At 60.9% G+C, this 18,701-nt stretch carries 19 protein-coding genes and 1 pseudogene; 7 read left to right on the forward strand and 13 right to left on the reverse strand.

Going from position 1 to position 18,701, the window contains the following annotated elements; translation table 11 throughout:
• Positions 1 to 63: 63 nt before the first annotated feature.
• The 7 genes and pseudogenes from AC3IT9_RS13135 to AC3IT9_RS13165 all read left to right on the forward strand — a co-directional run.
• Positions 64 to 174, forward strand: a pseudogene (locus AC3IT9_RS13135) (hypothetical protein); the annotation flags it as partial.
• Between the two features lie 164 nt (positions 175 to 338).
• Positions 339 to 638 (forward strand): DUF5629 family protein, encoded by a 300-nt coding sequence (locus AC3IT9_RS13140; RefSeq protein WP_150756448.1) that lies wholly within the window; start codon positions 339 to 341, stop codon positions 636 to 638.
• Positions 631 to 1,800: a lactonase family protein gene (locus AC3IT9_RS13145; RefSeq protein ID WP_489273509.1), complete on the forward strand. Its 1,170-nt coding sequence runs from the start codon at positions 631 to 633 to the stop codon at positions 1,798 to 1,800. Before AC3IT9_RS13140 ends, AC3IT9_RS13145 begins: the two co-directional genes overlap by 8 nt.
• Before the next feature lie 156 nt (positions 1,801 to 1,956).
• A complete protein-coding gene (locus AC3IT9_RS13150) occupies positions 1,957 to 2,136 on the forward strand; it encodes a hypothetical protein (RefSeq protein ID WP_007979950.1) in 180 nt (59 codons plus the stop codon).
• 217 nt (positions 2,137 to 2,353) lie between these two features.
• Positions 2,354 to 2,479 (forward strand): hypothetical protein, encoded by a 126-nt coding sequence (locus AC3IT9_RS13155; protein WP_259674415.1) that lies wholly within the window; start codon positions 2,354 to 2,356, stop codon positions 2,477 to 2,479.
• Between the two features lie 115 nt (positions 2,480 to 2,594).
• On the forward strand, positions 2,595 to 2,807 hold the full coding sequence (locus tag AC3IT9_RS13160) for a hypothetical protein (protein WP_150724058.1): 213 nt from the start codon (positions 2,595 to 2,597) through the stop codon (positions 2,805 to 2,807).
• Positions 2,804 to 3,061 carry a hypothetical protein gene (locus AC3IT9_RS13165; protein WP_007979945.1) on the forward strand — a complete coding sequence of 86 codons (258 nt, stop codon included), beginning with the start codon at positions 2,804 to 2,806 and terminating at the stop codon, positions 3,059 to 3,061. Before AC3IT9_RS13160 ends, AC3IT9_RS13165 begins: the two co-directional genes overlap by 4 nt.
• A gap of 10 nt (positions 3,062 to 3,071) precedes the next feature.
• Here the strand turns inward: AC3IT9_RS13165 and AC3IT9_RS13170 are convergent, their stop codons facing one another.
• The 13 genes from AC3IT9_RS13170 to AC3IT9_RS13230 all read right to left on the reverse strand — a co-directional run bounded on the left by AC3IT9_RS13170 (position 3,072) and on the right by AC3IT9_RS13230 (position 18,463).
• Positions 3,072 to 3,668, reverse strand: a complete 597-nt coding sequence (locus AC3IT9_RS13170) for a glutathione S-transferase (RefSeq protein WP_489273325.1) — start codon at positions 3,666 to 3,668, stop codon at positions 3,072 to 3,074.
• Positions 3,665 to 7,306 (reverse strand): SbcC/MukB-like Walker B domain-containing protein, encoded by a 3,642-nt coding sequence (locus tag AC3IT9_RS13175; RefSeq protein ID WP_489273326.1) that lies wholly within the window; start codon positions 7,304 to 7,306, stop codon positions 3,665 to 3,667. The genes AC3IT9_RS13170 and AC3IT9_RS13175 overlap by 4 nt, the downstream gene beginning before the upstream one ends.
• Positions 7,303 to 8,547 (reverse strand): exonuclease SbcCD subunit D C-terminal domain-containing protein, encoded by a 1,245-nt coding sequence (locus tag AC3IT9_RS13180; RefSeq protein ID WP_489273327.1) that lies wholly within the window; start codon positions 8,545 to 8,547, stop codon positions 7,303 to 7,305. Before AC3IT9_RS13180 ends, AC3IT9_RS13175 begins: the two co-directional genes overlap by 4 nt.
• 198 nt (positions 8,548 to 8,745) lie before the next feature.
• Positions 8,746 to 10,395 carry a BatD family protein gene (locus tag AC3IT9_RS13185; protein WP_489273328.1) on the reverse strand — a complete coding sequence of 550 codons (1,650 nt, stop codon included), beginning with the start codon at positions 10,393 to 10,395 and terminating at the stop codon, positions 8,746 to 8,748.
• Positions 10,392 to 12,131: a vWA domain-containing protein gene (locus AC3IT9_RS13190; protein ID WP_489273329.1), complete on the reverse strand. Its 1,740-nt coding sequence runs from the start codon at positions 12,129 to 12,131 to the stop codon at positions 10,392 to 10,394. The genes AC3IT9_RS13185 and AC3IT9_RS13190 overlap by 4 nt, the downstream gene beginning before the upstream one ends.
• Positions 12,128 to 13,210, reverse strand: coding sequence for a vWA domain-containing protein (locus AC3IT9_RS13195; RefSeq protein ID WP_150756440.1), 1,083 nt, complete (start codon positions 13,208 to 13,210; stop codon positions 12,128 to 12,130). The genes AC3IT9_RS13190 and AC3IT9_RS13195 overlap by 4 nt, the downstream gene beginning before the upstream one ends.
• Complete coding sequence (locus AC3IT9_RS13200) at positions 13,203 to 13,697, reverse strand: DUF4381 domain-containing protein (protein WP_150724050.1); 495 nt, start codon at positions 13,695 to 13,697, stop codon at positions 13,203 to 13,205. The genes AC3IT9_RS13195 and AC3IT9_RS13200 overlap by 8 nt, the downstream gene beginning before the upstream one ends.
• Complete coding sequence (locus tag AC3IT9_RS13205) at positions 13,694 to 14,638, reverse strand: DUF58 domain-containing protein (RefSeq protein ID WP_150724321.1); 945 nt, start codon at positions 14,636 to 14,638, stop codon at positions 13,694 to 13,696. Before AC3IT9_RS13205 ends, AC3IT9_RS13200 begins: the two co-directional genes overlap by 4 nt.
• A gap of 5 nt (positions 14,639 to 14,643) precedes the next feature.
• Complete coding sequence (locus tag AC3IT9_RS13210; RefSeq protein ID WP_057715002.1) at positions 14,644 to 15,603, reverse strand: AAA family ATPase; 960 nt, start codon at positions 15,601 to 15,603, stop codon at positions 14,644 to 14,646.
• A 293-nt stretch (positions 15,604 to 15,896) separates the two neighbouring features.
• Positions 15,897 to 16,250: a hypothetical protein gene (locus AC3IT9_RS13215; protein ID WP_489273330.1), complete on the reverse strand. Its 354-nt coding sequence runs from the start codon at positions 16,248 to 16,250 to the stop codon at positions 15,897 to 15,899.
• A 179-nt stretch (positions 16,251 to 16,429) separates the two neighbouring features.
• Complete coding sequence (locus AC3IT9_RS13220; protein ID WP_489273331.1) at positions 16,430 to 16,816, reverse strand: BrnT family toxin; 387 nt, start codon at positions 16,814 to 16,816, stop codon at positions 16,430 to 16,432.
• A complete protein-coding gene (locus tag AC3IT9_RS13225; protein ID WP_489273332.1) occupies positions 16,800 to 18,029 on the reverse strand; it encodes an MFS transporter in 1,230 nt (409 codons plus the stop codon). The genes AC3IT9_RS13220 and AC3IT9_RS13225 overlap by 17 nt, the downstream gene beginning before the upstream one ends.
• Positions 18,026 to 18,463 (reverse strand): condensation domain-containing protein, encoded by a 438-nt coding sequence (locus AC3IT9_RS13230; RefSeq protein ID WP_489273333.1) that lies wholly within the window; start codon positions 18,461 to 18,463, stop codon positions 18,026 to 18,028. Before AC3IT9_RS13230 ends, AC3IT9_RS13225 begins: the two co-directional genes overlap by 4 nt.
• Positions 18,464 to 18,701: the final 238 nt, after the last annotated feature.

Below are 18,701 nucleotides of genomic sequence, written 5' to 3' on the forward strand. Positions count from 1 at the left end.
GACAGCTCGGAGCCGAGTACTACATTCAGCGCGCTACGGGCATCGTCCAGTTGCACCAGCGTCGTGTGCTTCCAGAACTACCCGGACAGCTTGCTGCCGGACGCGCTGAAGAACGGCCATCCGCTGCGCATCCAGCGTCTGGTGGATGTGCAATCGTCCCGCGAGGCACTCTAGCGGTTGACCACAATCCCTGTGGGAGCGAGCCTGCTCGCGATAGCGGACTACCCGTCAACATCTACATCGACTGGAATACCGCTATCGCGAGCAGGCTCGCTCCCACATTGGATCGGGACACAATGAGCTATCATTGGCGCTTTCCCATTCAAAGATTGACTGCCATGACTTCCGCAACCGACACCCTGCTCAACGTCCTCGAACACTGCGATATGGTGGAAATCGACGGCTTGCACGCTTTCGAATTCTCCCTCGATGAAATCGACAACCTGCATATCGAATGCATGGATGGCCGCGCGGCCAAACACTGGGAGTTCACGCCGGCGCAGATCCAGGCGGCGACGTTCGATCCAACCCTGCAAAGCTGGCTGATCACCGGCGATTCCGGCGAGCACCGACTGGTGTGCATGACGGCATTTCGCGGTGACAACGATGACGGTGAAGACGCGAATGGCGATGCGTAACCTCTGGCCACTGTTGATGGCCGGCAGCATCGGCGCCATGGGCGTGCAAACGGCGATGGCCGAAAGTGTCCAATTGCTGGTGGGCTCCTACACCGCCGGTCAAAGCCAGGGCATCTACCGCCTGGCTTTCGACAGCCGCACCGGGCAGATCGATGCCAAGCCCCTGCAAGTGATCAAGAGCGAAAACCCGTCGTGGCTGACCCTGTCGAAGGATCAGCGACACCTGTTCGTGGTCAACGAAAACGGCCCGGGCCAGACCGATCCGGTAGGGCGCGTCAGCAGTTTCGCGATCGATCCCAAGACCCATGCTCTGAGCCTGATCAGCCAGGTACAAAGCCTGGGCAACGAGCCGACCCATTCCAGCCTCAGCACCGATGGCAGCCATTTGTTCGTCAGCAATTACTCGGTGGCCGAAGACCCGGGCGGGACCCTGGCGGTATTGCCGGTGGCGGCCGATGGCAAGCTCAAACCGGTGGTGCAGATGAGCAGTCACCCGGCGAGCCGGGTCAATCCCGAGCGCCAGGCCTCGGCCCACGTGCATTCGACCATCCCCTCACCGGACGGCCAATACGTGTTCGCCAATGACCTGGGCGCTGACAGGGTGTTTGCCTACCGCTTCGACCCCAAGGCCAACCCGGAACTGCCGTTGACCCCGGCCACTCCGGCATTCGTGCAACTGCCGCCGGGCAGCGGGCCGCGCCACTTGCTGTTCAGCGCCGATGGCAAACATGCCTGGCTGACCATGGAAATGAGCGCGCAAGTGGCGGTGTTCGATTACCACGACGGCCAACTCAAACAGACGCAGATGGTCGATCTGGCTGCCGGGCAACCGGTCTCGGACAAGGCTGCGGCAGCGTTGCATGCCTCGGCTGATGGCAAGTTCCTCTATGTCAGCAACCGTGGCACCGCCAATCAACTGCTGGTGTTTGCCATCGATCCTGCGACCGGCCACCTCAGTGAGCTGCAACGGCGGGCGGTGGAGGGCGATCATCCGCGGGAATTCAGCCTCGATCCGAGCGGCAAATTCCTGTTGATCGCCAATCAGAAGAGCAACCAGATTGTCGTCGTCGAACGCGACGCCAAGACCGGTTTGCTGGGCAAAACCGTGCAAAAACTGCCGATGGACGCCCCGAGCGACCTCAGGTTTCTGCTGCGTCAATAAGCCGCAGGCCCCGGTTGATGGGGCCTGCCTGCTTTTATCAATGACGCTGATATCTGGTACTGCTACAAAGCATTTCAAGGCACGAACCCTCGAGGGTTAAGTTTGCTTCACGGCCCCACCGGGCAAGCAAGCCAACTGAATCCGAGGAATACCGCCATGAACTTCAACATCTTCTCTGTCATCGCCGCTTCCGCCATTTCTGCCACCGTTGCGCTGCCAGCCAGTGCCAACGTTGAAATCAGCGACAAAAAAGCCCACACCCAGAGCTACACCCAGAAGTACCTGCAACAGAGCGCCAACTTCTACGCCGCGCTGGATCACAAAACCCAAGCCTGAACGCTCACCCCTGCCTTTATGCAGGAGCGAAGTCACTGATGATCGAAGACCCTGATGTTGAAACACGGGTGTTGAAAACGATCAGAGTGATGTCGCTCCTGCATAACGCATTTGCGACAGTATCAGTTTGCCATCAATGTCGCGCTTGATATCACATAGCCATACGTTTAAATTGACGCTGATTTTTTGACTCCTCCTCACGGCAAGGATCGGCAGCATGGTGACGCGTCTGGCATTGGTTCTTCTGTTTCTCTATTCCACCCCCATTCTGTCGGCAGCCGACCCTGTTCCGGGCGAGCCGGAGGCTGCGCGCGAGCGCTTGATAAGTTTTATTGAAGACTGAAATAGTCTGGCTTAATGATCAACGAGGCTGATGGTCACTATGGATAACCCTGAGTGGTTACCCAGGCTTTTTTGATCGATTCTGTGGGTATTGAAACATGCCTGCGGAGAACATCATGGCCAGCGCAATTCTCACTTCTGCCAAACACGGCGCCTATGTGGCGATCGGTCTTTACCTTGCCATGGTGCTGCTGGTCAGCCTTTCAGCGCAGTCGCAATCCACCTTCGAAGCACCGATCCAGGTCGCTCATCCCGGCATCCAGTTTGAACACCGTGCGCAAAACGCGGGCGTTGATCAGGCTGAACTCGCGGGAGTCATCGGCGCATGAAAGGGCACAGGCTCTGGGTCATCGCCTTCCTGGCGTTCATGACCAACGGATCCTCCCTGTTGGGGATTGGCCAGGGCTCGGCGGGCTCGGTGGCACGGGCCATCGAAGCCAATCACAACATTGCCCGCAACATCGAAAACGCCAATGCCCAAGGCATGCTGGCCGGTAATCCGCCGATCAGGAATGAAGGCGTGGTTTTCGGGCCGTTCCAGGTGGATTGCTCGGCGATCGGGATGTGTGGGGTGTTGGCGTAAAGTGCCTGGCCTATTTCTTCATGATTGAAGTAAAGAGTTCCGACTCCAGAAACCGCTGCAACCAGTCCTGCAACCGCCGATATGGTGTCTGCGCGAACCAGTCGCGGTCTACGTGGGCGAACTGGCGCACGAAGGGCATCAACGCCACATCGGCCAGGCATGGATGGCTGGCCAGCAAGTAGTCGCGTCCCTCCAGCAACGTCTCCAGCCTTTGCAGAAACACCTCGCCTTCGCCGCGATAAACCTCCATCGGCTGCTCGGGATAACGTTCGGCGTACTTGTAGCGATTCAAGTGCACCTTGAACTCCTGATCGTTCTGTTCGATCAGGGGGGCGATTTGCGCCGCTGCCACAGGATCATCCTTGAGCAGCCAGTCCTGCGGATCGTTCTGTGCCAGGGCCCAGCGCATGATGTCGAGGCTTTCGTCGATCACCCGGCCATCGGCGCTCAGCACCGGCACCGTGCCTTTGCCCGACAGTGCGAGCATTTCGGCGGGCTTGGCCTTCAGGCTGACTTCGACAATGTCCACGGCCACGCCCGAGTAGCGCAGGGCCATGCGTGCGCGCATGGCGTAAGGGCAGCGGCGGAAGGAATACAGGGTGTTCATTTCACCTCCAGGGTACTCAGGCCGTTGCCCTGGCGCTGGACCTGGATCTGCACCGGAATCCGCTCATGCATTTCCTGTACGTGGGAAATCACCGCGACCTTGCGGCCCTGGGCCTGCAAGCCGTCGAGGGCGTCCATGGCCAGTTGCAGGGATTCCGGATCGAGGCTGCCGAAGCCTTCGTCGATGAACAGCGACTCGATTTTCAACGTGCTCGACGCCATCGATGCCAGGCCGAGGGCGAGCGCCAGCGACACCAGGAAGGTCTCGCCACCGGACAGCGAATGCACCGAGCGCAGTTCGTCGCCCATTTCGGTGTCCATCACCAGCAAGCCGAGCATGCTGCCGCCGCGCTTTAGGCGATAGCGGCGCACCAGTTGGCGCAATTGCACGTTGGCGTGGTGCACCAGCAGGTCGAGGTTGTAGGCCTGGGCGATCTTGCGGAAGGTGTCGCCGGTGGCGGAGCCGATCAACGCATTCAGGCGCGCCCAGCGTTGATACTCGTTGTAGGCGTCGGCAATCTGCTGCGCCAGGGCCTGATTGGCGTTCTGCCGGCGCTGGTCCTCGGCCTGCTCGGCGCGCAGTTCGGCGCAGTGTTGCTCGCTGGTGGCGGCGAGGTTTTGCAGGTCGATCAGCGCACTGGCCAACTGCTCGGCATCAAGGTTGCCGTTGTGTTGTGCCTGGTGATCTAGCAAGCGCTTGTCGCGTTCCTGCACCAGGACGCTGGCCTGTTCGATGGCTTTTTCACTGTGCTGCAAGCGCTGGCGCAGTTCGCTGACCTGGGTGTCGTCGACGCGCAGCAAGTCTTCGAGGCCGCCGTCATCCAGCTCGGGATGACGGGCACGCCAGTCGCCGATCTTGCCGGCGAGCTCACGTTCTTCGCCTTCCAGTGCATGCAAGCGCTCCTGCTGGGCCTTGAGCTCGGCGGCGATTTGCACTGACTGCGTGACGACGCTTTGCAACGTCTGCGCGGTGCTGGCTTCGGCGCTGCGCGCCTGTTCCACGGCCTGTTCCAGTTGCTGCTGCCAATGCTCGGCGCTGCTGTGTCCGCCGAGTAATTGCCCGAGCGTGTGCTGACTCGCCTGTTGCTGCTCGGCCAGCCCGCTGAACTGCTGTTCGGCGGCCTGCAATTGCTGCACGCGGCTGTGCTGGCGATCCTGTTCCTTCTCCAGGTTTTGCTGGCGCTGTTGCTGCTCGGCCAGTTCTTCCTTTTGTTGCTCGAGTTGCGTCAGGCGCTCGGCGATCTGCCGGTCGAGCTGCATGAAGGTCGCGGCCGGTTCGACGCGCAGTGCTTGCAGGGTTTCGGCCGGCAGCAGGCTGGCGAATGCGCTGAGTTCTTCGTCCAGGCGCTGGCGGTCGTTGCCCAGTTCGCGCTGTTGATTGCTCAGGTGCTGAGCCGCTTGCTGGTGCGCGGTTTCGGCATGGCGCAGTTGCTGGGTCAGGCGCGCGGCATCCTGTTGCAGGGTGAGCAGTGCACTCTGCCGTTGCTCGTCCTGGCTGATGCTCTGGTTGAGCTGACTGTTTTGCTGGATGAGCCAGGCGTCGCGTTTGGCGGCATCCTGATTCAGCAGTTGGGTCGCCAGCGGATGGGCTTCCAGACTTGGGGCGAGGGCTTTCTGCTGGGTCGCCAGTTGCTCCTGCTGTTGCAGCAGTTCCTTTTGCTGGGCGATCAACCCACCGACTTCGGCGCGCAAGTCAGTGAGTCTTTCTTTGAGCAGGTCGACGGCCTTCTGCGCGTTGGCCTGTTCGCTTTCATCAAAGCGGCCGAGGCTCTGCAGCAGGGCTTCCGGCTGATGATACGGATGCTCGTTGCTGCCGCAGACCGGGCACGGCTGGTCATCCTGCAATTGCGCGCGCAGCTCTTCGACACTGGCACTGCGCGCCAGACGCTGACGCTCCAGCAGTTCGCGGGTGACGTTGAGGGTCTGTTCGGCAACGCTCAGATCAGCCTTGGCCTTGACCCCGTCCTGGGTCAGGCGTTCACGTTCCTGCTGCGCGGTGAGCTGGCGCTGTTGCAGCTCGGCGCCGCGCTTGTCCAGGTCCTGCTGGCTGGCCCACAGGCGCGCCAGGTCTTCGACGGCGCGCAGTTGCTTGCGGTTGTCCTGCAACAGGCTGCCCAGAATGCCGATCTGCTCGGCGACGGCATCCGGTTCGGCACCGGCCTCCTTGAACAGCACCTCCAGTTGCTGCTTCTGCGCGGTGAGTGCCTGGTCGGTGCTCGCGGCGTTTTGTTCCAGGCTGGCCAATTCGGCCTGACCCTGATTCAACCGGTTGCCGACCAACATCAACTGTTGCAGCCGGTCGCGGTAGGCATTCCAGGCATCGCTCAACGGTGCCAGATGCGTACTTTGCTCCAGCCCGCTGGCGATGCGCTGCAAGTCCGCGGCGCCGCGGGCTTGCTGATCGAGCAAGGTCTGAATCGTGCCCTGGCCCTGGGTGCAGGCTTGTTGCGCCTGTTGCCTGGCTTCGGCGCTGAGGGCGGTGTCCTTGGCCAGGCGGGCGAGGGTGCTTTGCGCTTCGAAGGCCTGACGCAGCAACGGCGTGCTGTCGGCTTGTCGCTGTTGGGTTTCGCTCAAGGCGATTCGGGCGGCGCTGAGCTGTTGCTCAAGCTGCGTCTGACGCTCGCCGAGCTCGCCATGCTGCTGCGTGTGCAAGGCAATTTGCGCCGCCAAGGGTGTCAGCAGCGCATCGACCTCGGCTTTACGGGCGAACTGGTGCCGTTGCGGGGCCAGCTGTTCGAGGCGGGTTAACCTCAAGCGTTCACTGGCCAGGGCTTCCCAGTGGGTCTGCGCCGATTGCAGTTGTTCGCTGGCGGCCAGATGTTCGTCCTGCAAGCGACGCAGGTCCTTGAGCCAGGTGTCCTGCAGTTCAAGTTGTTTGAGCTGCGCCTGCTGGGCCTTGTGTTGTTGCTGCGCCTGGTTGAAGCGCCCGTCCAGTTCCGCGCGGGCTTCGGGTGACAACGGCGTCACACCGCTGGCCTGATCCTGCAGCAGCTTGTGCGTCTCGCGAGCCTCTTTGGTCTTGTCGAAGGCGCGACGACCGAGGCGGGTGTAGAGCGCCGTGTCGGTGAGCTTTTCCAGCAGTTCGCTGCGGTCGTTGTCGTCGGCCTTGAGGAATGCGCTGAACTCGCTTTGCGCCAACATCACCGCGCGGGTGAACTGTTCGAAATTCAGCCCCAGTGCGGCTTCAAGTTGAGTCTTGTATTCGCCTTTCTGGCTGGCGAGCAATTGATCCTGATCGATGTCACGCAAGCTCTGGCGACTGGCCTGCAGCTTGCCAGCGGCCTTGTCCCGGGCGCGATTGGCTTCCCAGCGGGCGCGGTAGCGGCGACCGTCGACACCGACGAAATCCACTTCCGCATAGCCTTCACCCGTGCCGCGACGCAGCAGGGTGCGCGGGTCGCCGGTAGCGATTTCGCCATCGGCGTCCGGCACCTTGGCGTCGCGGCCGGTGTTGTTCAGGCGTGGCACGGCGCCAAACAGCGCCAGGCACAGGGCATCGAGCAGGGTGCTTTTGCCGGCGCCGGTGGGACCGGTGATGGCGAACAGTCCGGCACTGGCCAGGGGTTCAGCGGTGAAGTCGATTTCAAATGGCCCGGCCAGGGAGGCGAGGTTTTTCAGGCGGATCGCGAGGATTTTCATGGCTGTTCGCTCTCCATCTGCACGTCCTGCAACAGCTCGGCGAAGTCCTTGAGGGTCTGCTCGTCGACCTCGCTGCCGTAGTTGTCCTGCCAGGCGCGGCTGAACAGTTCCTGAGGCGTGAGCTGGTCCAGCTCGATCAGCGTGCTGCCTTCGTCGGCACCGTCACGGCCGCCGTTGCCGGCGTACTCGGCGGCGATGCGCACCAGGCGCACGGCCTTGCCTTGCAGGGCGGTTTCCACTTGATTGCGCAGGTCGGGTTGCGGTTCGTCGAGGCGCACCCGCACCTCCAGCCACGGCTGGCGCTGGATCTCGGCCAACAGGTCGATGTTCGGCAGGTCCGCCAGTTGCAGCAGGATCTCGCTCAATGGCGCCGGGCCGATGCGTTGCAGGTTGACCGCGCGGGGGATCAGTTTCGGCTCGACGCTGAGCAGGGTCTCGCCATCGAGCTTGATGTCGAGAATCTGGTGCTGATAGCTGATCTCGGAAAACGACAGCGGAATCGGCGAGCCGCTGTAGCGGATGCGCTCCTCGCCGTTGACCTTCTGCGGTTTGTGCAAGTGGCCGAGGGCAACGTAGCTGATGCTCGGCCCGAACAGGCTGGCGGGCAGGGCTTCGGCATTGCCAATGATCAGGCTGCGCTCGGAGTCTTCCGACACCGAGCCGCCGGCCATGTGCGCGTGGCTGATGGCAATCAGTGCCTGGCCCGGCTGGCGCTTGGCGTTGGCCGCTTCGATCAGCCATTCGTGCACCTGGCCGATCCCGCGCAGGTAGTTGTCACCCAAGTGCGCACCGGTGACTTCCGCGGGACGCAGGAATGGCAGCGCCAGGCACCAGCCGGCGATTTCACCGCTGGCATCGGGCAAGGGCAGCAACAGGCGTTCGGCATCCAGTTGCCCGTCATCCAGCCACAACACACGACCGAGGGCATGGGTGCGCAAGCGCCGCATCAAAGGCGCGGGCAGTTCGATCCGCGAGCCGGAATCGTGGTTGCCGGCGATCATCACGACGGTCAGCAACGGCTGCTGTTCGTGGGCGCTGACGATGAAGTCGTAGAGACGTTCCTGGGCTTTGACCGGTGGATTGACCGTGTCGAAGATATCGCCGGCGATCAACAGCACATCCGGTTGATCCAGTTTCAGCTGGCGCAACAGCCAGTCGAGAAAACAGCCGTGCTCGAAATCGCGATCCTGGCCGTGCAGGTTCTGCCCCAGGTGCCAGTCGGAGGTGTGAAACAAGCGCAAGGCGGACTCCGCTACAAAATTGGTAATGGCCGCGTGAAAAATGAAGGCGGCGAAAGGGGGGAGAGTTTACTGGTTTAAATGCCCGGTCGCGCAATGGAATGCTCTGTGGCGAGGGAGATTGCCTGTGGCGAGGGGGCAAGCCCCCTCGCCACAGGCAAGCCCTTCACCACAAATGCATCTTTGCTTCTAGGTTGGTGTTTACTTGGGGTAAAGCGGCGGCAACCCACTGTCACCGACCGGGTCCTGCACCCGTTCGGCAATCGGGATCGCCTTGATCGCCCGCCACAACTCGTCACCTTGCCAGTACTGGCCGGTTTCGCTGTACAGCGCGCCGTTCAGGCCGTCGAGGGCGTTGGACAGTGGCACGAAGCGGGCGGCCATGTCGGCCAGGGTTTCCGGTTGTTGGCGGGCCCAGGCGTCGAGGGCCTGGCGGGTGGCGTGGGAATCGTTGGCCTGGCAGGCGCGCTTGAGGTCGTCGAGCACGGTGCGCGGGCTCGGGCCGGTTTGAGCGGCACGCGCCACCGCCGGTTGCCAGCGGCCACGCCACCAGAGGCCGAAGCCGAGCAGGGTGGTGCAGGCCAGGATCAAGGTGCTGAGTTTCCAGCGCCACAGTGCTTCGCTGTCGGCGCTGGCATCGGTCGGTGAGGTGCCGGACGGGGTGTCGACCACCAGGCTCGGGTTGGCCGCCACGTGCAGCGTGCGGGCAGGCAGGCTGCTGTGTTCCAGATGGTCTTCGAAGGTGTTCCACCAGACCACGTCGACGGTGGGCAACTCGATGGCGCCGGTCCGCGTCGGCACCAGGGCCTCGCGGTCTTCACGGCTGCCGACCAGGCCACGTTCGCTGATTTGGTTGCCGAGCACCGGTTGATCCGGGTAGCGGCGCAGGCCACCGACATCGGTGCCGGGCAGCGGTGGCAGTTGGGTGCTGGACAAACCTTCGGCCTTCACCGTCAGGCTGCGGGTCAGCGAATCGCCGACCTGAGTGTGATCCGGCTCCGGGTTCCAGCTTTCGCTCAGGGTCAGGCTTCGGGCAGGCAGCCAGGGGGCATCGGCCGGATAAGTGATGGGCTTGGCCTTGACCGTCAACAGCAGTTCGGTCGAGGTGACGCGCATCAGCTTGCCGGCTTTGGGCCCCTGGGCTGTGTCCTGTACCGGTTGTGGGTCGACCAGCGCGGCGTTGAAGACCTGTGCCGGAATGATCAGTTCGCCACTGTGTTGCGGGTAGATCGCGTAGCGCATTTCGATCACGCCGTGGCGCAAGCCGTCGATGTCCTTTTCGTAGGTGCGTGATTCGCCCAATTGTTCGATGCGTGCGTCAGGTACCTGCAAGGGTGGCAGGCTGCTGTCGTCGTACAGCGACACCGAATGGTAGATGCGCAGGGTCAGGACAGCCTGGGCCTGTACGTAGACGCTGGTTTGATCGAGGTTGGCATCAATGAACACCACGGCGCGCTTGTCCGGGTTGTCCGGTGTTTCACTCTCGACCACTTGCAGGGTGATCGGCTGGCTCTGCAGTTCGCCCAGTTGCAGTGACGGAATCACCACACTGCCGTTTTGCCGGGGCAGGAGGGTGACGATCCAGCGGGTGGTGGCCTGGTTTTCACCGCTCAGGGTGTTCAGTTGGTTGACCTGGCGTGTGCCGCGCACTTCGAACAACGGCTCCAGCGCTGCCAGGTCAGGTTTGCCGAATTGAGTGACATCGCTGGATTCCAGGGTCAGTTCGACCGTCTCGCCCGAGCTCAGGCGACTGCGATCAACACTGGCGACCAGTTCTGCTGCCTGTGCCTGAACGGTGCAGAACAACAGGCCATGCAGCAGCGCGAGCAATAAAACGGTGAAGCGGGTCATCGAGTTTCTTCCTGATCCTGATGTTGTTGCTGTTCGTACCAGAATTTGCGTCTGAGCAGTTCACCGGGGTCATCCGGGATCTGCCGCAGCCACTGCTCCAGTGCCTGGCGCTGTTCACCTTCGATGCTGTCGGTGGCCGGGCGCAAGGGTGGTGTGGTGTGTTGTTCGTCACCCAGTTCGCTGCCCGGTACCTCGTTGGTCCCCGGTTTCGGCGGTCTGGTGGGCGATTGTTCCTCACCCGGGCGGGGCGGTTGCCCCTCGGTTTTCGGTTCGCCGCTGCTCGAGGGTTGGGCGGCGGCACCGGGCGGTGGCTCCGCCGATTCGGTTTCGGGCCGGGCGTTGCTGGTTGCATCTGGCTCCGGAGCGGGTGGCGTGTTTTTCTCCTTGAGCAGGCGTTCGACCAGCGCCTTGTTGGTCAGTGCCGGACGCAAATCCGGTTGACGTTCCAGTGCCTGTTCGTAAGCGTCCAGGGCTGCCTCCAGTTCACCGCTTTTGGCCAGGGCATTGCCTCGATTGTAGTGGGCGTGGGCATCGTCGCCTTCGGCAAACCGCTGGGCGGCGCCTGCGTAGTCGCCGGCCTCATAGAGCGCGACGCCTTGCCACTGATGGTTTTCGAAGCGTCGGGAGGCTTCGGCAGGGCGCTTCTGCTTGAGTAAATGCAGGCCTTGTTGATCAGGGCGAAGCCAAAGGTCTGCAAGGTCGAAGGCGTAGCTCGGTTGAGGCAGCGCCAATAGCAGCGGCAGGCACAGCAGCCAACCGCGACGTCCCGCGCAGGCCGCGAGCAGCAACAGTGGCAGCAGCAGCCAGTAACCCTGATCGGCCCAGGTGTCCAGGCGCAAGGTCTGACCGTCGTTGCGCAAGTTGCGTGGGCCGTCGAGCAGGCCAAGGGCGTGCAGGTCGCTATCGTCCAGGCGCGCCTGGCGATAGCGGCCATCCAGGTCGTTGGCAAAACTTTTCAAGCCAGGCTCGTCGAGGCGCGGCACGAGAATGGCGCCTTGTTCATCCTTGAGGAAGCTGCCGTCTTCCTGGGTGATCGGCGAGCCTTCGGCGGTGCCAATGCCGAGCATCAGGAATTGAGTCGATTTGCCGCTCAGCGCGCGACGGATGCCCAGTCGCTCCTGGTCGGTCAGGGACGAACCGATCAGCAGGATCCGTCCGTCGCCCAAAGCAGCCTGATCGAGCAGCGCCAGGGCCTTGAGCACCGCCAGATCGGCGCGATGACCGGCCTCTGGCATCAACGACGGCTTCAGCACATCCAACAGGTTGCGGCTGGTGGCAAGATCATCTGACAGCGGTACCAGTGTGTGGGCACTGCCGGCGTAGACGACGATGGCGGTTTGCGCGTCGCTGCGGATCTGCAGCAGGTCAAGCAGCTTGCGTCGTGCCTGTTCGAGTCGGTTGGGCGTGACGTCGGTGGCGAGCATTTCCGGGGTCAGCTCGAGAATCACCACCAGCGGATCGGCGGGCTTTTGACTGGTCTGCTCGACACGTTGCCAACCCGGACCCAACAGGGCGAGCACGGTCAATAGCCAGGCGAGACCGAGGGCGATCCAGGGCAATTTACTGTCGCGACCACTGCCACCGCTGAGCAGTGCTGCGTGAAAGGCCGCTGGCAGGATCATCTGCCAGCGCCCGGCGCGCTTCTTGCGGTGCCAGAGTTGCCAGAGCAACCAGCCAAGCAGCGGCAGCAACAGTAGCCACCAAGGCCGGAACCAGTAGGGCCACAGCGCACTCATCGGCGCCTCCGCAGGCGCAGGCGTTTAAGACGCTGGCGCCAGTCGGGCAGCAATTGCGTTTGCAAATACAGATCCTTGGTAAACAGGCGTTGCAACGGGTTGTCCGGCCAGAGTACGGGGGCCACCAGCAGCATGCTCAACCACAGCGCCAGGGCCAGTGGCCAGTGATACAAGGCTTGGGCCGGGCGGGCCTGGGTCGGTTGCTGGGCCACGGGCTCCAGTTGATCGAGGGTTTTCTTGATCGCCTGCAGTTCCTTGCCGTCGCGAGCACGGAAGTACTGGCCACCCGTGACCTCGGCGATTGCCTTGAGGGAAGGCTCGTCAAGGTCCAGGCTCGGATTGACGCCGAGAAAGCCGACCGTGCCACTTTGCTCCGGATCGGCGCCGATGCCGATCGGGTAGATTTTCACGCCTTCTTTGGCCGCCAGCCGCGCAGCGGTGAGCGGGTCGATTTCACCGCCATTGTTGGCGCCGTCGGTGACCAGAACCAGCACGCGGCTTGTTGCCGGGCGCGAGCGCAGGCGCTTGAGGGCCAGGCCGATGGCATCGCCGATGGCGGTGTTTTTGCCGGCAATGCCGATGCGTGCCTCATCGAGCCAGACGCGTACGGTGTGGCGGTCGAAGGTCAGCGGTGCCTGCAGGTAGGCCTGGCTACCGAACAGGATCAGGCCGACCCGGTCACCTTCGCGGCTTTCGAGGAAATCACCGAGCAGGTGCTGGACCAGCGCCAGTCGGCTCACATCTTCGTCCTGCCACTGCATGTCAGGGAAGTCCATGGAACCGGAAACGTCCACTGCCACCAGCAGATCGCGGCCACTGGCGGCAATCGGCAAGGGTTCGCCGAGCCACTGCGGGCGCGCCGCCGCGACCAGCAGCAACATCCACAGCAGTATGAACGGTGCCTGCTGGCGCCATGCAGGCAGGTTGGCCCGGGCGCGACGCCCGGCGAGGCCTTCCAGGTCGCTGAGGAAGCTGACCTTGAGCGCCGGTTCGCCACTGTCGGCCACCGGCAATACGATGCGCATCAGCCACGGCAGCGGCAACAGGGCAAAAATCCACGGCCAGGCGAACTCAAACATGCTTGCGAATCCATGTGTCGACGGCCTGGGTCAGGCCGGCGATGGCCTTGTCGTCGAGTTTGCATTCGGGTTTGTAGGCGCCTTCCACAAGCACCATCCAGCGGGTCAGGCCGGCGGCCGGGCAGCGGTTGTCGAGGAACGCCAGCCATTTGCGGCCGTTGAGGGTATGGCTCTGACTGTAGGGGTAGTGGTTGCGGCACAGGCGCTTGAGCAAGCCGTTGAGTTGCTGCAGCCAGGCTCCGGCTGGCGCACCGTCGTAGGGTTTGGGCATCAAGGCCAGCTCCGCCAGGGCGGCCAGGCGCACCGGGTCAAGCGGCTGTTCAGCACGTACCACGGGGCGCTTGTCCGGAATAAAGCGACGCAGCTGCCACAGGCCCAAACCGATCAGTGGCACCAATAGAAGCAGCAACCACCAACCCGGTGCCGGAGGCCAGAATTCCACCGGTGGCGGGGATATCAGTGGTTGCAGTTGATCAAGGCTGCTCATCGACCTTTCCCCGGTTTCTGTGGGTTCAGGTATTCGCGTAATTGCTCGACCATCTCGCTCTGGGTACTCAGGGGCATCAGCAAGACCCGCAGTTTCTGCGCGAGCAGCTCCCAGCGGGCGATGCGTGCTTCGGCCTGGGCCCGGTAAGTCTGGCGCAGATCGAAATTCAGCGTATCGAGTTCCAATTGCGCGCCACGCTCGGCGAAACGTAAAAGGCCAGCGGCGGGCAGGGCATGATCCAGCGGATCGGACACCGGCAGCAGCAGCAGGTCGCAATGACGCGATAACAGGCTCAGCTGTTGCTCGGCGCTTTCCGATAGCGCGCGTTCATCGCAAATCACAATCACAAGGCTGCCCGGACGTGACACCTCCCGCGCTCGGCGCAAGGCAATGCCAAAGGCGTCGCGGTCCGGCTCGCCTTCGGTGGTCAGCGACTGATTGACCCGCACCAGCCGGTTGAGCAACTGCAGCAGGCTTTGCTTGCTGCGCCGAGGCTTGATTTCGTAGTGCACATTGTCGCCATACACCAGGCCGCCGACCCGGTCGTTGTGCCCCAGGGCAGCCCAACCGATCAGGCTCGCGGCCTGGGCGGCGAGCACCGACTTGAACATCAGGCCCGAGCCGAAAAACAGCCGGCGGCTTTGTTCGACCATGATGAAAATCGGCCGCTCACGTTCTTCGTGGAACAGCTTGGTGTGAGGCTCCTGGGTGCGCGCAGTCACGCGCCAGTCAATGGTGCGCACATCGTCGCCGGCCTGATAGACCCGCACCTGATCGAAGTCGACGCCACGGCCGCGCAATTTGGAATGGTGCAGGCCGATCAGCGGACTGCGTTGGCTCGGCGTGGAAAACAGCTGTACTTCGCGCACGCGATGACGCATTTCGATCAGGTCGGCGAGGCTGACACGGATGCCCGGCTCGGGCGGCAGGCTGGCGTTCATCAGGGTCAAGCGACGGCTACGACGTCGAGAATCCGCTGGACCACCCGGTCCTGATCGATGCCAGCGGCTTCGGCTTCAAAGGACAGAATGATGCGATGGCGCAGCACGTCGAACAGCACGGCCTGGATGTCTTCCGGGCTGACGAAATCACGTCCGGCCAGCCAGGCGTGGGCGCGGGCGCAGCGGTCCAGGGCAATCGAACCGCGCGGGCTGGCGCCGTAGGCGATCCACTCGGCCATCTCCGGATCGAACTTGGCCGGGGTGCGGGTGGCCATGACCAGTTGCACCAGGTATTCCTCCACGGCGTCGGCCATGTACAAGCCGAGGATTTCCTTGCGTGCGACAAAAATCGTCTGTTGAGTGACCCGACGCTCAGGCTTCGCTTCGCCGTTCAGGGCTTCTCCACGGGCTTGCTGCAGAATCCGGCGCTCGACAGTGGCATCGGGAAAGCCGATTTTCACGTGCATCAGGAACCGGTCAAGTTGGGCTTCTGGCAGCGGATAGGTACCTTCCTGCTCGATGGGGTTTTGCGTGGCCATCACCAGGAACAGCGGCGACAGCTCATAGGTGCTGCGCCCGACACTGACTTGCCGCTCGCCCATGGCTTCGAGCAGCGCCGACTGGACCTTGGCCGGGGCGCGGTTGATTTCGTCCGCCAATACCAGGTTGTGGAAGATCGGGCCTTGCTGGAACACGAAACTGCCGGTTTCCGGGCGGTAGATTTCCGTACCGGTAATGTCGGCCGGCAACAGGTCAGGGGTGAACTGGATGCGATGGAACTGGGCTTCGATGCCTTCGGCGAGTTCTTTGATGGCCTTGGTCTTGGCCAGGCCAGGAGCGCCTTCGACCAGCATGTGGCCGTCGGCGAGCAGGGCGATGAGCAAGCGCTCGATGAGTTTTTCCTGGCCGAGAATCTGCGTTGAAAGAAAGGTTCGCAGCGCTAATAGCGCTTCACGATGTTCCATCGATGACTGTTCCTGCAAAAGGGTGGCCGAGGACGTTCGAAGTACGCCAGGGCTGGGGGCGTTACTTTAATCCATCGCGGGGGGCGGCGACTAACGGCATTTTGCGCAAAGTGCGGGAATTGGTTGGCAAAGTTGTTTGAATTTTATGGGGCGGGAGAGAGGTGGTGTTCTTTCGGTTGCTTTCGCGAGCAGGCTCGCTCCCACATTGGGACAGTGCCGGATGCAAGTTTCGCGTCCGCTGGAGATCCCCTGTGGGAGCGAGCCTGCTCGCGATGAGGCCAGCCCAGGCGCTATCAGAGCTCGCTGATGTAAGTCCCGGTACCTTTAAGAATGTTCTGCAAAGTCTCTTCCACTTCAGCCAGATCCACCATGTCGGCATCAAAGGTAATCTCCAGCACATCATCCCCATTCAACGCATCAGCATCCGCAGCAGCAATTTCAATCTTCAGCAGGGAAGGGCTGAGGGTGATTTTCACGCCATCCAGGGTCGAAGGTTCGCCGTCGAGGGTGATTTCCAGCTCGTCTTCATCCGGGTAGCGGCTCATCAGGAACATTTCGCCCTGGTCGCTGTGGCAGCAGAGCATGGCCATGTTGTCTTCTTCGTCGTCGCAAGGGTTGACGATCAAGAGGGCGGTGGTCATTTGCATGGGAGGGGTCCTTGTTCTGGAATCGCTGTGAAGGCAAACAAAGTTCAATTCTGCCAGCCCGAAGGATTTTCTGCTGGTTTGTGTGGAAGATAGTTATGCGTAGTGGATTGCCTTTACTCCATTTTTCATGGGGGCAAACTGAACACGAGCCCAACCTGTTAAGTATAGAATATGGACGTTTAACCTTGGTTGCCGTTGCGACGCGCGCGATATCCTCGTGGCCCGAACCAACCCCGATCATTTGGGCTCGCTGCATGCCCAAGTACTTGTGTCTGGCGCTGGCTGTAGAGTGATTCAAACTGCCGTCGCTCAGAATTCGTTATGTGTCGCGCAGAGATGATGCGGAAAACCTCCATCCCGTCGGGATTGTCTTCGATCACGTGTACGACGAGTAGTGCTATTGCACCGTCGACCGTGCCGAGGGTTTGCCAGCGAGGCTCACCTTTCTCGCAGGAGACGAGTGATGTGATATTCAGCGGGTCGTCGATCACTCGGGCGGCGGTCTCGAAAGTCACGCCATGTTTTGTTCGGTTACTCTCGTTCTTCTGTTCATCCCACACGAACATGGTTTTCTCCTCCGCTCTCGGCCCGTCGGCAACCAACGTAATAGAACAACAAACCAATTAACGTCATGCTGATCAAGGCGTAGAACATTGCACCGGGCATTGCGTACTTCAATGCTATTCCGCACACAATTGGTCCAATGGCGACTCCCATATAAACGAGGTTTTGCATGCCAAAGTAGATCCCGCGCAAGTGGTTAGGGGCAATCTTGTCGATAAACATATATTCGGCTGGGACGATGATAATCTCTCCGATAGTGAAGATAATAATTGCGAACACCCAAATCCAAAGTTCCTGCGATAGGGAAAGGCCGATCAGTCCTACTACGAAGGCTGCCGATCCTAGCGACACCCAAGCCAGGAGTTTCTCCTCCTTGATCCAGCTGCCAAATAGATACTGCAATGATATGACGACGACGGCGTTCGCGGCGGAGAGGTAGGCCACCGTTTCGTAAGCGACACTGGCCGTTTCCACCACGATGAGATATTGCGACAGGTAGGTCAGCAATGGTCCGTAGACGGCCATGCTGAAAATGCCGCCAAGGGTGAATAATAAAAGGCGTTGGTCCCCCCGTAACACTGCAAGGGTTCCTGCGAACTTCATTCGTTCGGCATCGGCGGGGGGTGCGGCCGTGACGGGAGTGAAGGCGCTACGAAAGAACAGAAGGAGTAGCAGAATCAGCAGGGTGAAAGCTGCCGCTATCCAAAAGGGTGCATTGAATACGTAGCGTACCGCCCAAGCGCCCAAAAAGGGTCCAATCGCAGCACCAATGTTTTGGAGCGCGTAACGCAAGGAGTAGGCCTTGGCGCGAATCTCTTGGGGCAGTTGCTCCGACAGTAAAGCGTTCCCTACTACGGTGATCGTGGCCGAGGCCGTGTTGAGGAGAACGAGCAAGACAAGAAATACAATCGTATTCTGAGTTGGCGGGAGTACCAGATACAGCAACAACAGACCCAGGTCCAATGCGATCAAGAGTTTAACCTTGTCGATCTTATCCGCGAGATAGCCACCATAAACGCTGGAAATCGTGCCGACCAATAAGCAGAGTCCGAGCACATAGCCAATTTGCTCTATGTCGAATCCAAGCACCTCATGAAGATAAATCGGCAGGAACGGCAGCAGTGCAAAAAAGCTCACGGACCGTGCCAGTGAGAGAGTGAGCAAGATCTTGACCGACAAGGGGAACTCGTCGATGGTCTCTAGCAGTGATTTCATGAAACCATTCCTCTGGTAGAGACACGTTGGCTTACGTCTGTGGCAATAGCCTCAAGAATTCCGATTAATGAGGTCTTGATCCTCTCGATTTGTATGGGTTCGAACAGTTTGCTGTGATACCCGATCAGTAACCTCATGCACTTGTCGGGCAAGACAGTCAGCCCGAGCGGATAATGGGACACGCCCGCAGCTCCATTGGTCATCTCCGTGATGTGCAGATCGACTGAATCGCCAAGCGTTACGGTCTGCTCTGGATAGTTCTGGAAGACGAAAGCTAAATGTTTTCGTCGGCATCGTGGACACTCGAGGAAATGAAAAAACTTGAAAGAAATAATGTCTCGAAACGCTTTAAAAAAGCGATCAAAAATTGAGTAGGTATTTTCATAAAAAAATGTAGGACATTTCGCTGGCTTGTTGGGGGTGGATAACAACACTCAGCAATGGGTTGTATCAGGGACAAGCTATTTATTCGCGGATTATCCCTGTCATCCCAACAATGTGAGGAATCAGATTCCGAGCGATCAAGTGCAGTTTGGTTACACGAAAGTCCGCCTCCGAGCCTTGGTGAAAAACACCGCGCAGCGGGCCACGTAACAAAAAAGCAATTCTCCCAGCCCACAGAAAATTTCTGTGCCTTATGGTGCGGGATCTGTGGGAAGAAACCGATTTTTA

This window comes from Pseudomonas sp. KH_046_1, assembly GCF_057839025.1.

Coding starts and splice junctions, on each gene's coding strand:
- AC3IT9_RS13140 (WP_150756448.1), top strand. CDS start 339: ATGACTTCCGCAACCGACACCCTGCTCAACGTCCTCGAACACTGCGAT.
- AC3IT9_RS13145 (WP_489273509.1), top strand. CDS start 631: ATGCGTAACCTCTGGCCACTGTTGATGGCCGGCAGCATCGGCGCCATG.
- AC3IT9_RS13150 (WP_007979950.1), top strand. CDS start 1,957: ATGAACTTCAACATCTTCTCTGTCATCGCCGCTTCCGCCATTTCTGCC.
- AC3IT9_RS13155 (WP_259674415.1), top strand. CDS start 2,354: ATGGTGACGCGTCTGGCATTGGTTCTTCTGTTTCTCTATTCCACCCCC.
- AC3IT9_RS13160 (WP_150724058.1), top strand. CDS start 2,595: ATGGCCAGCGCAATTCTCACTTCTGCCAAACACGGCGCCTATGTGGCG.
- AC3IT9_RS13165 (WP_007979945.1), top strand. CDS start 2,804: ATGAAAGGGCACAGGCTCTGGGTCATCGCCTTCCTGGCGTTCATGACC.
- AC3IT9_RS13170 (WP_489273325.1), bottom strand. CDS start 3,668: ATGAACACCCTGTATTCCTTCCGCCGCTGCCCTTACGCCATGCGCGCA.
- AC3IT9_RS13175 (WP_489273326.1), bottom strand. CDS start 7,306: ATGAAAATCCTCGCGATCCGCCTGAAAAACCTCGCCTCCCTGGCCGGG.
- AC3IT9_RS13185 (WP_489273328.1), bottom strand. CDS start 10,395: ATGACCCGCTTCACCGTTTTATTGCTCGCGCTGCTGCATGGCCTGTTG.
- AC3IT9_RS13190 (WP_489273329.1), bottom strand. CDS start 12,131: ATGAGTGCGCTGTGGCCCTACTGGTTCCGGCCTTGGTGGCTACTGTTG.
- AC3IT9_RS13195 (WP_150756440.1), bottom strand. CDS start 13,210: ATGTTTGAGTTCGCCTGGCCGTGGATTTTTGCCCTGTTGCCGCTGCCG.
- AC3IT9_RS13200 (WP_150724050.1), bottom strand. CDS start 13,697: ATGAGCAGCCTTGATCAACTGCAACCACTGATATCCCCGCCACCGGTG.
- AC3IT9_RS13205 (WP_150724321.1), bottom strand. CDS start 14,638: ATGAACGCCAGCCTGCCGCCCGAGCCGGGCATCCGTGTCAGCCTCGCC.
- AC3IT9_RS13210 (WP_057715002.1), bottom strand. CDS start 15,603: ATGGAACATCGTGAAGCGCTATTAGCGCTGCGAACCTTTCTTTCAACG.
- AC3IT9_RS13215 (WP_489273330.1), bottom strand. CDS start 16,250: ATGCAAATGACCACCGCCCTCTTGATCGTCAACCCTTGCGACGACGAA.
- AC3IT9_RS13220 (WP_489273331.1), bottom strand. CDS start 16,816: ATGTTCGTGTGGGATGAACAGAAGAACGAGAGTAACCGAACAAAACAT.
- AC3IT9_RS13225 (WP_489273332.1), bottom strand. CDS start 18,029: ATGAAATCACTGCTAGAGACCATCGACGAGTTCCCCTTGTCGGTCAAG.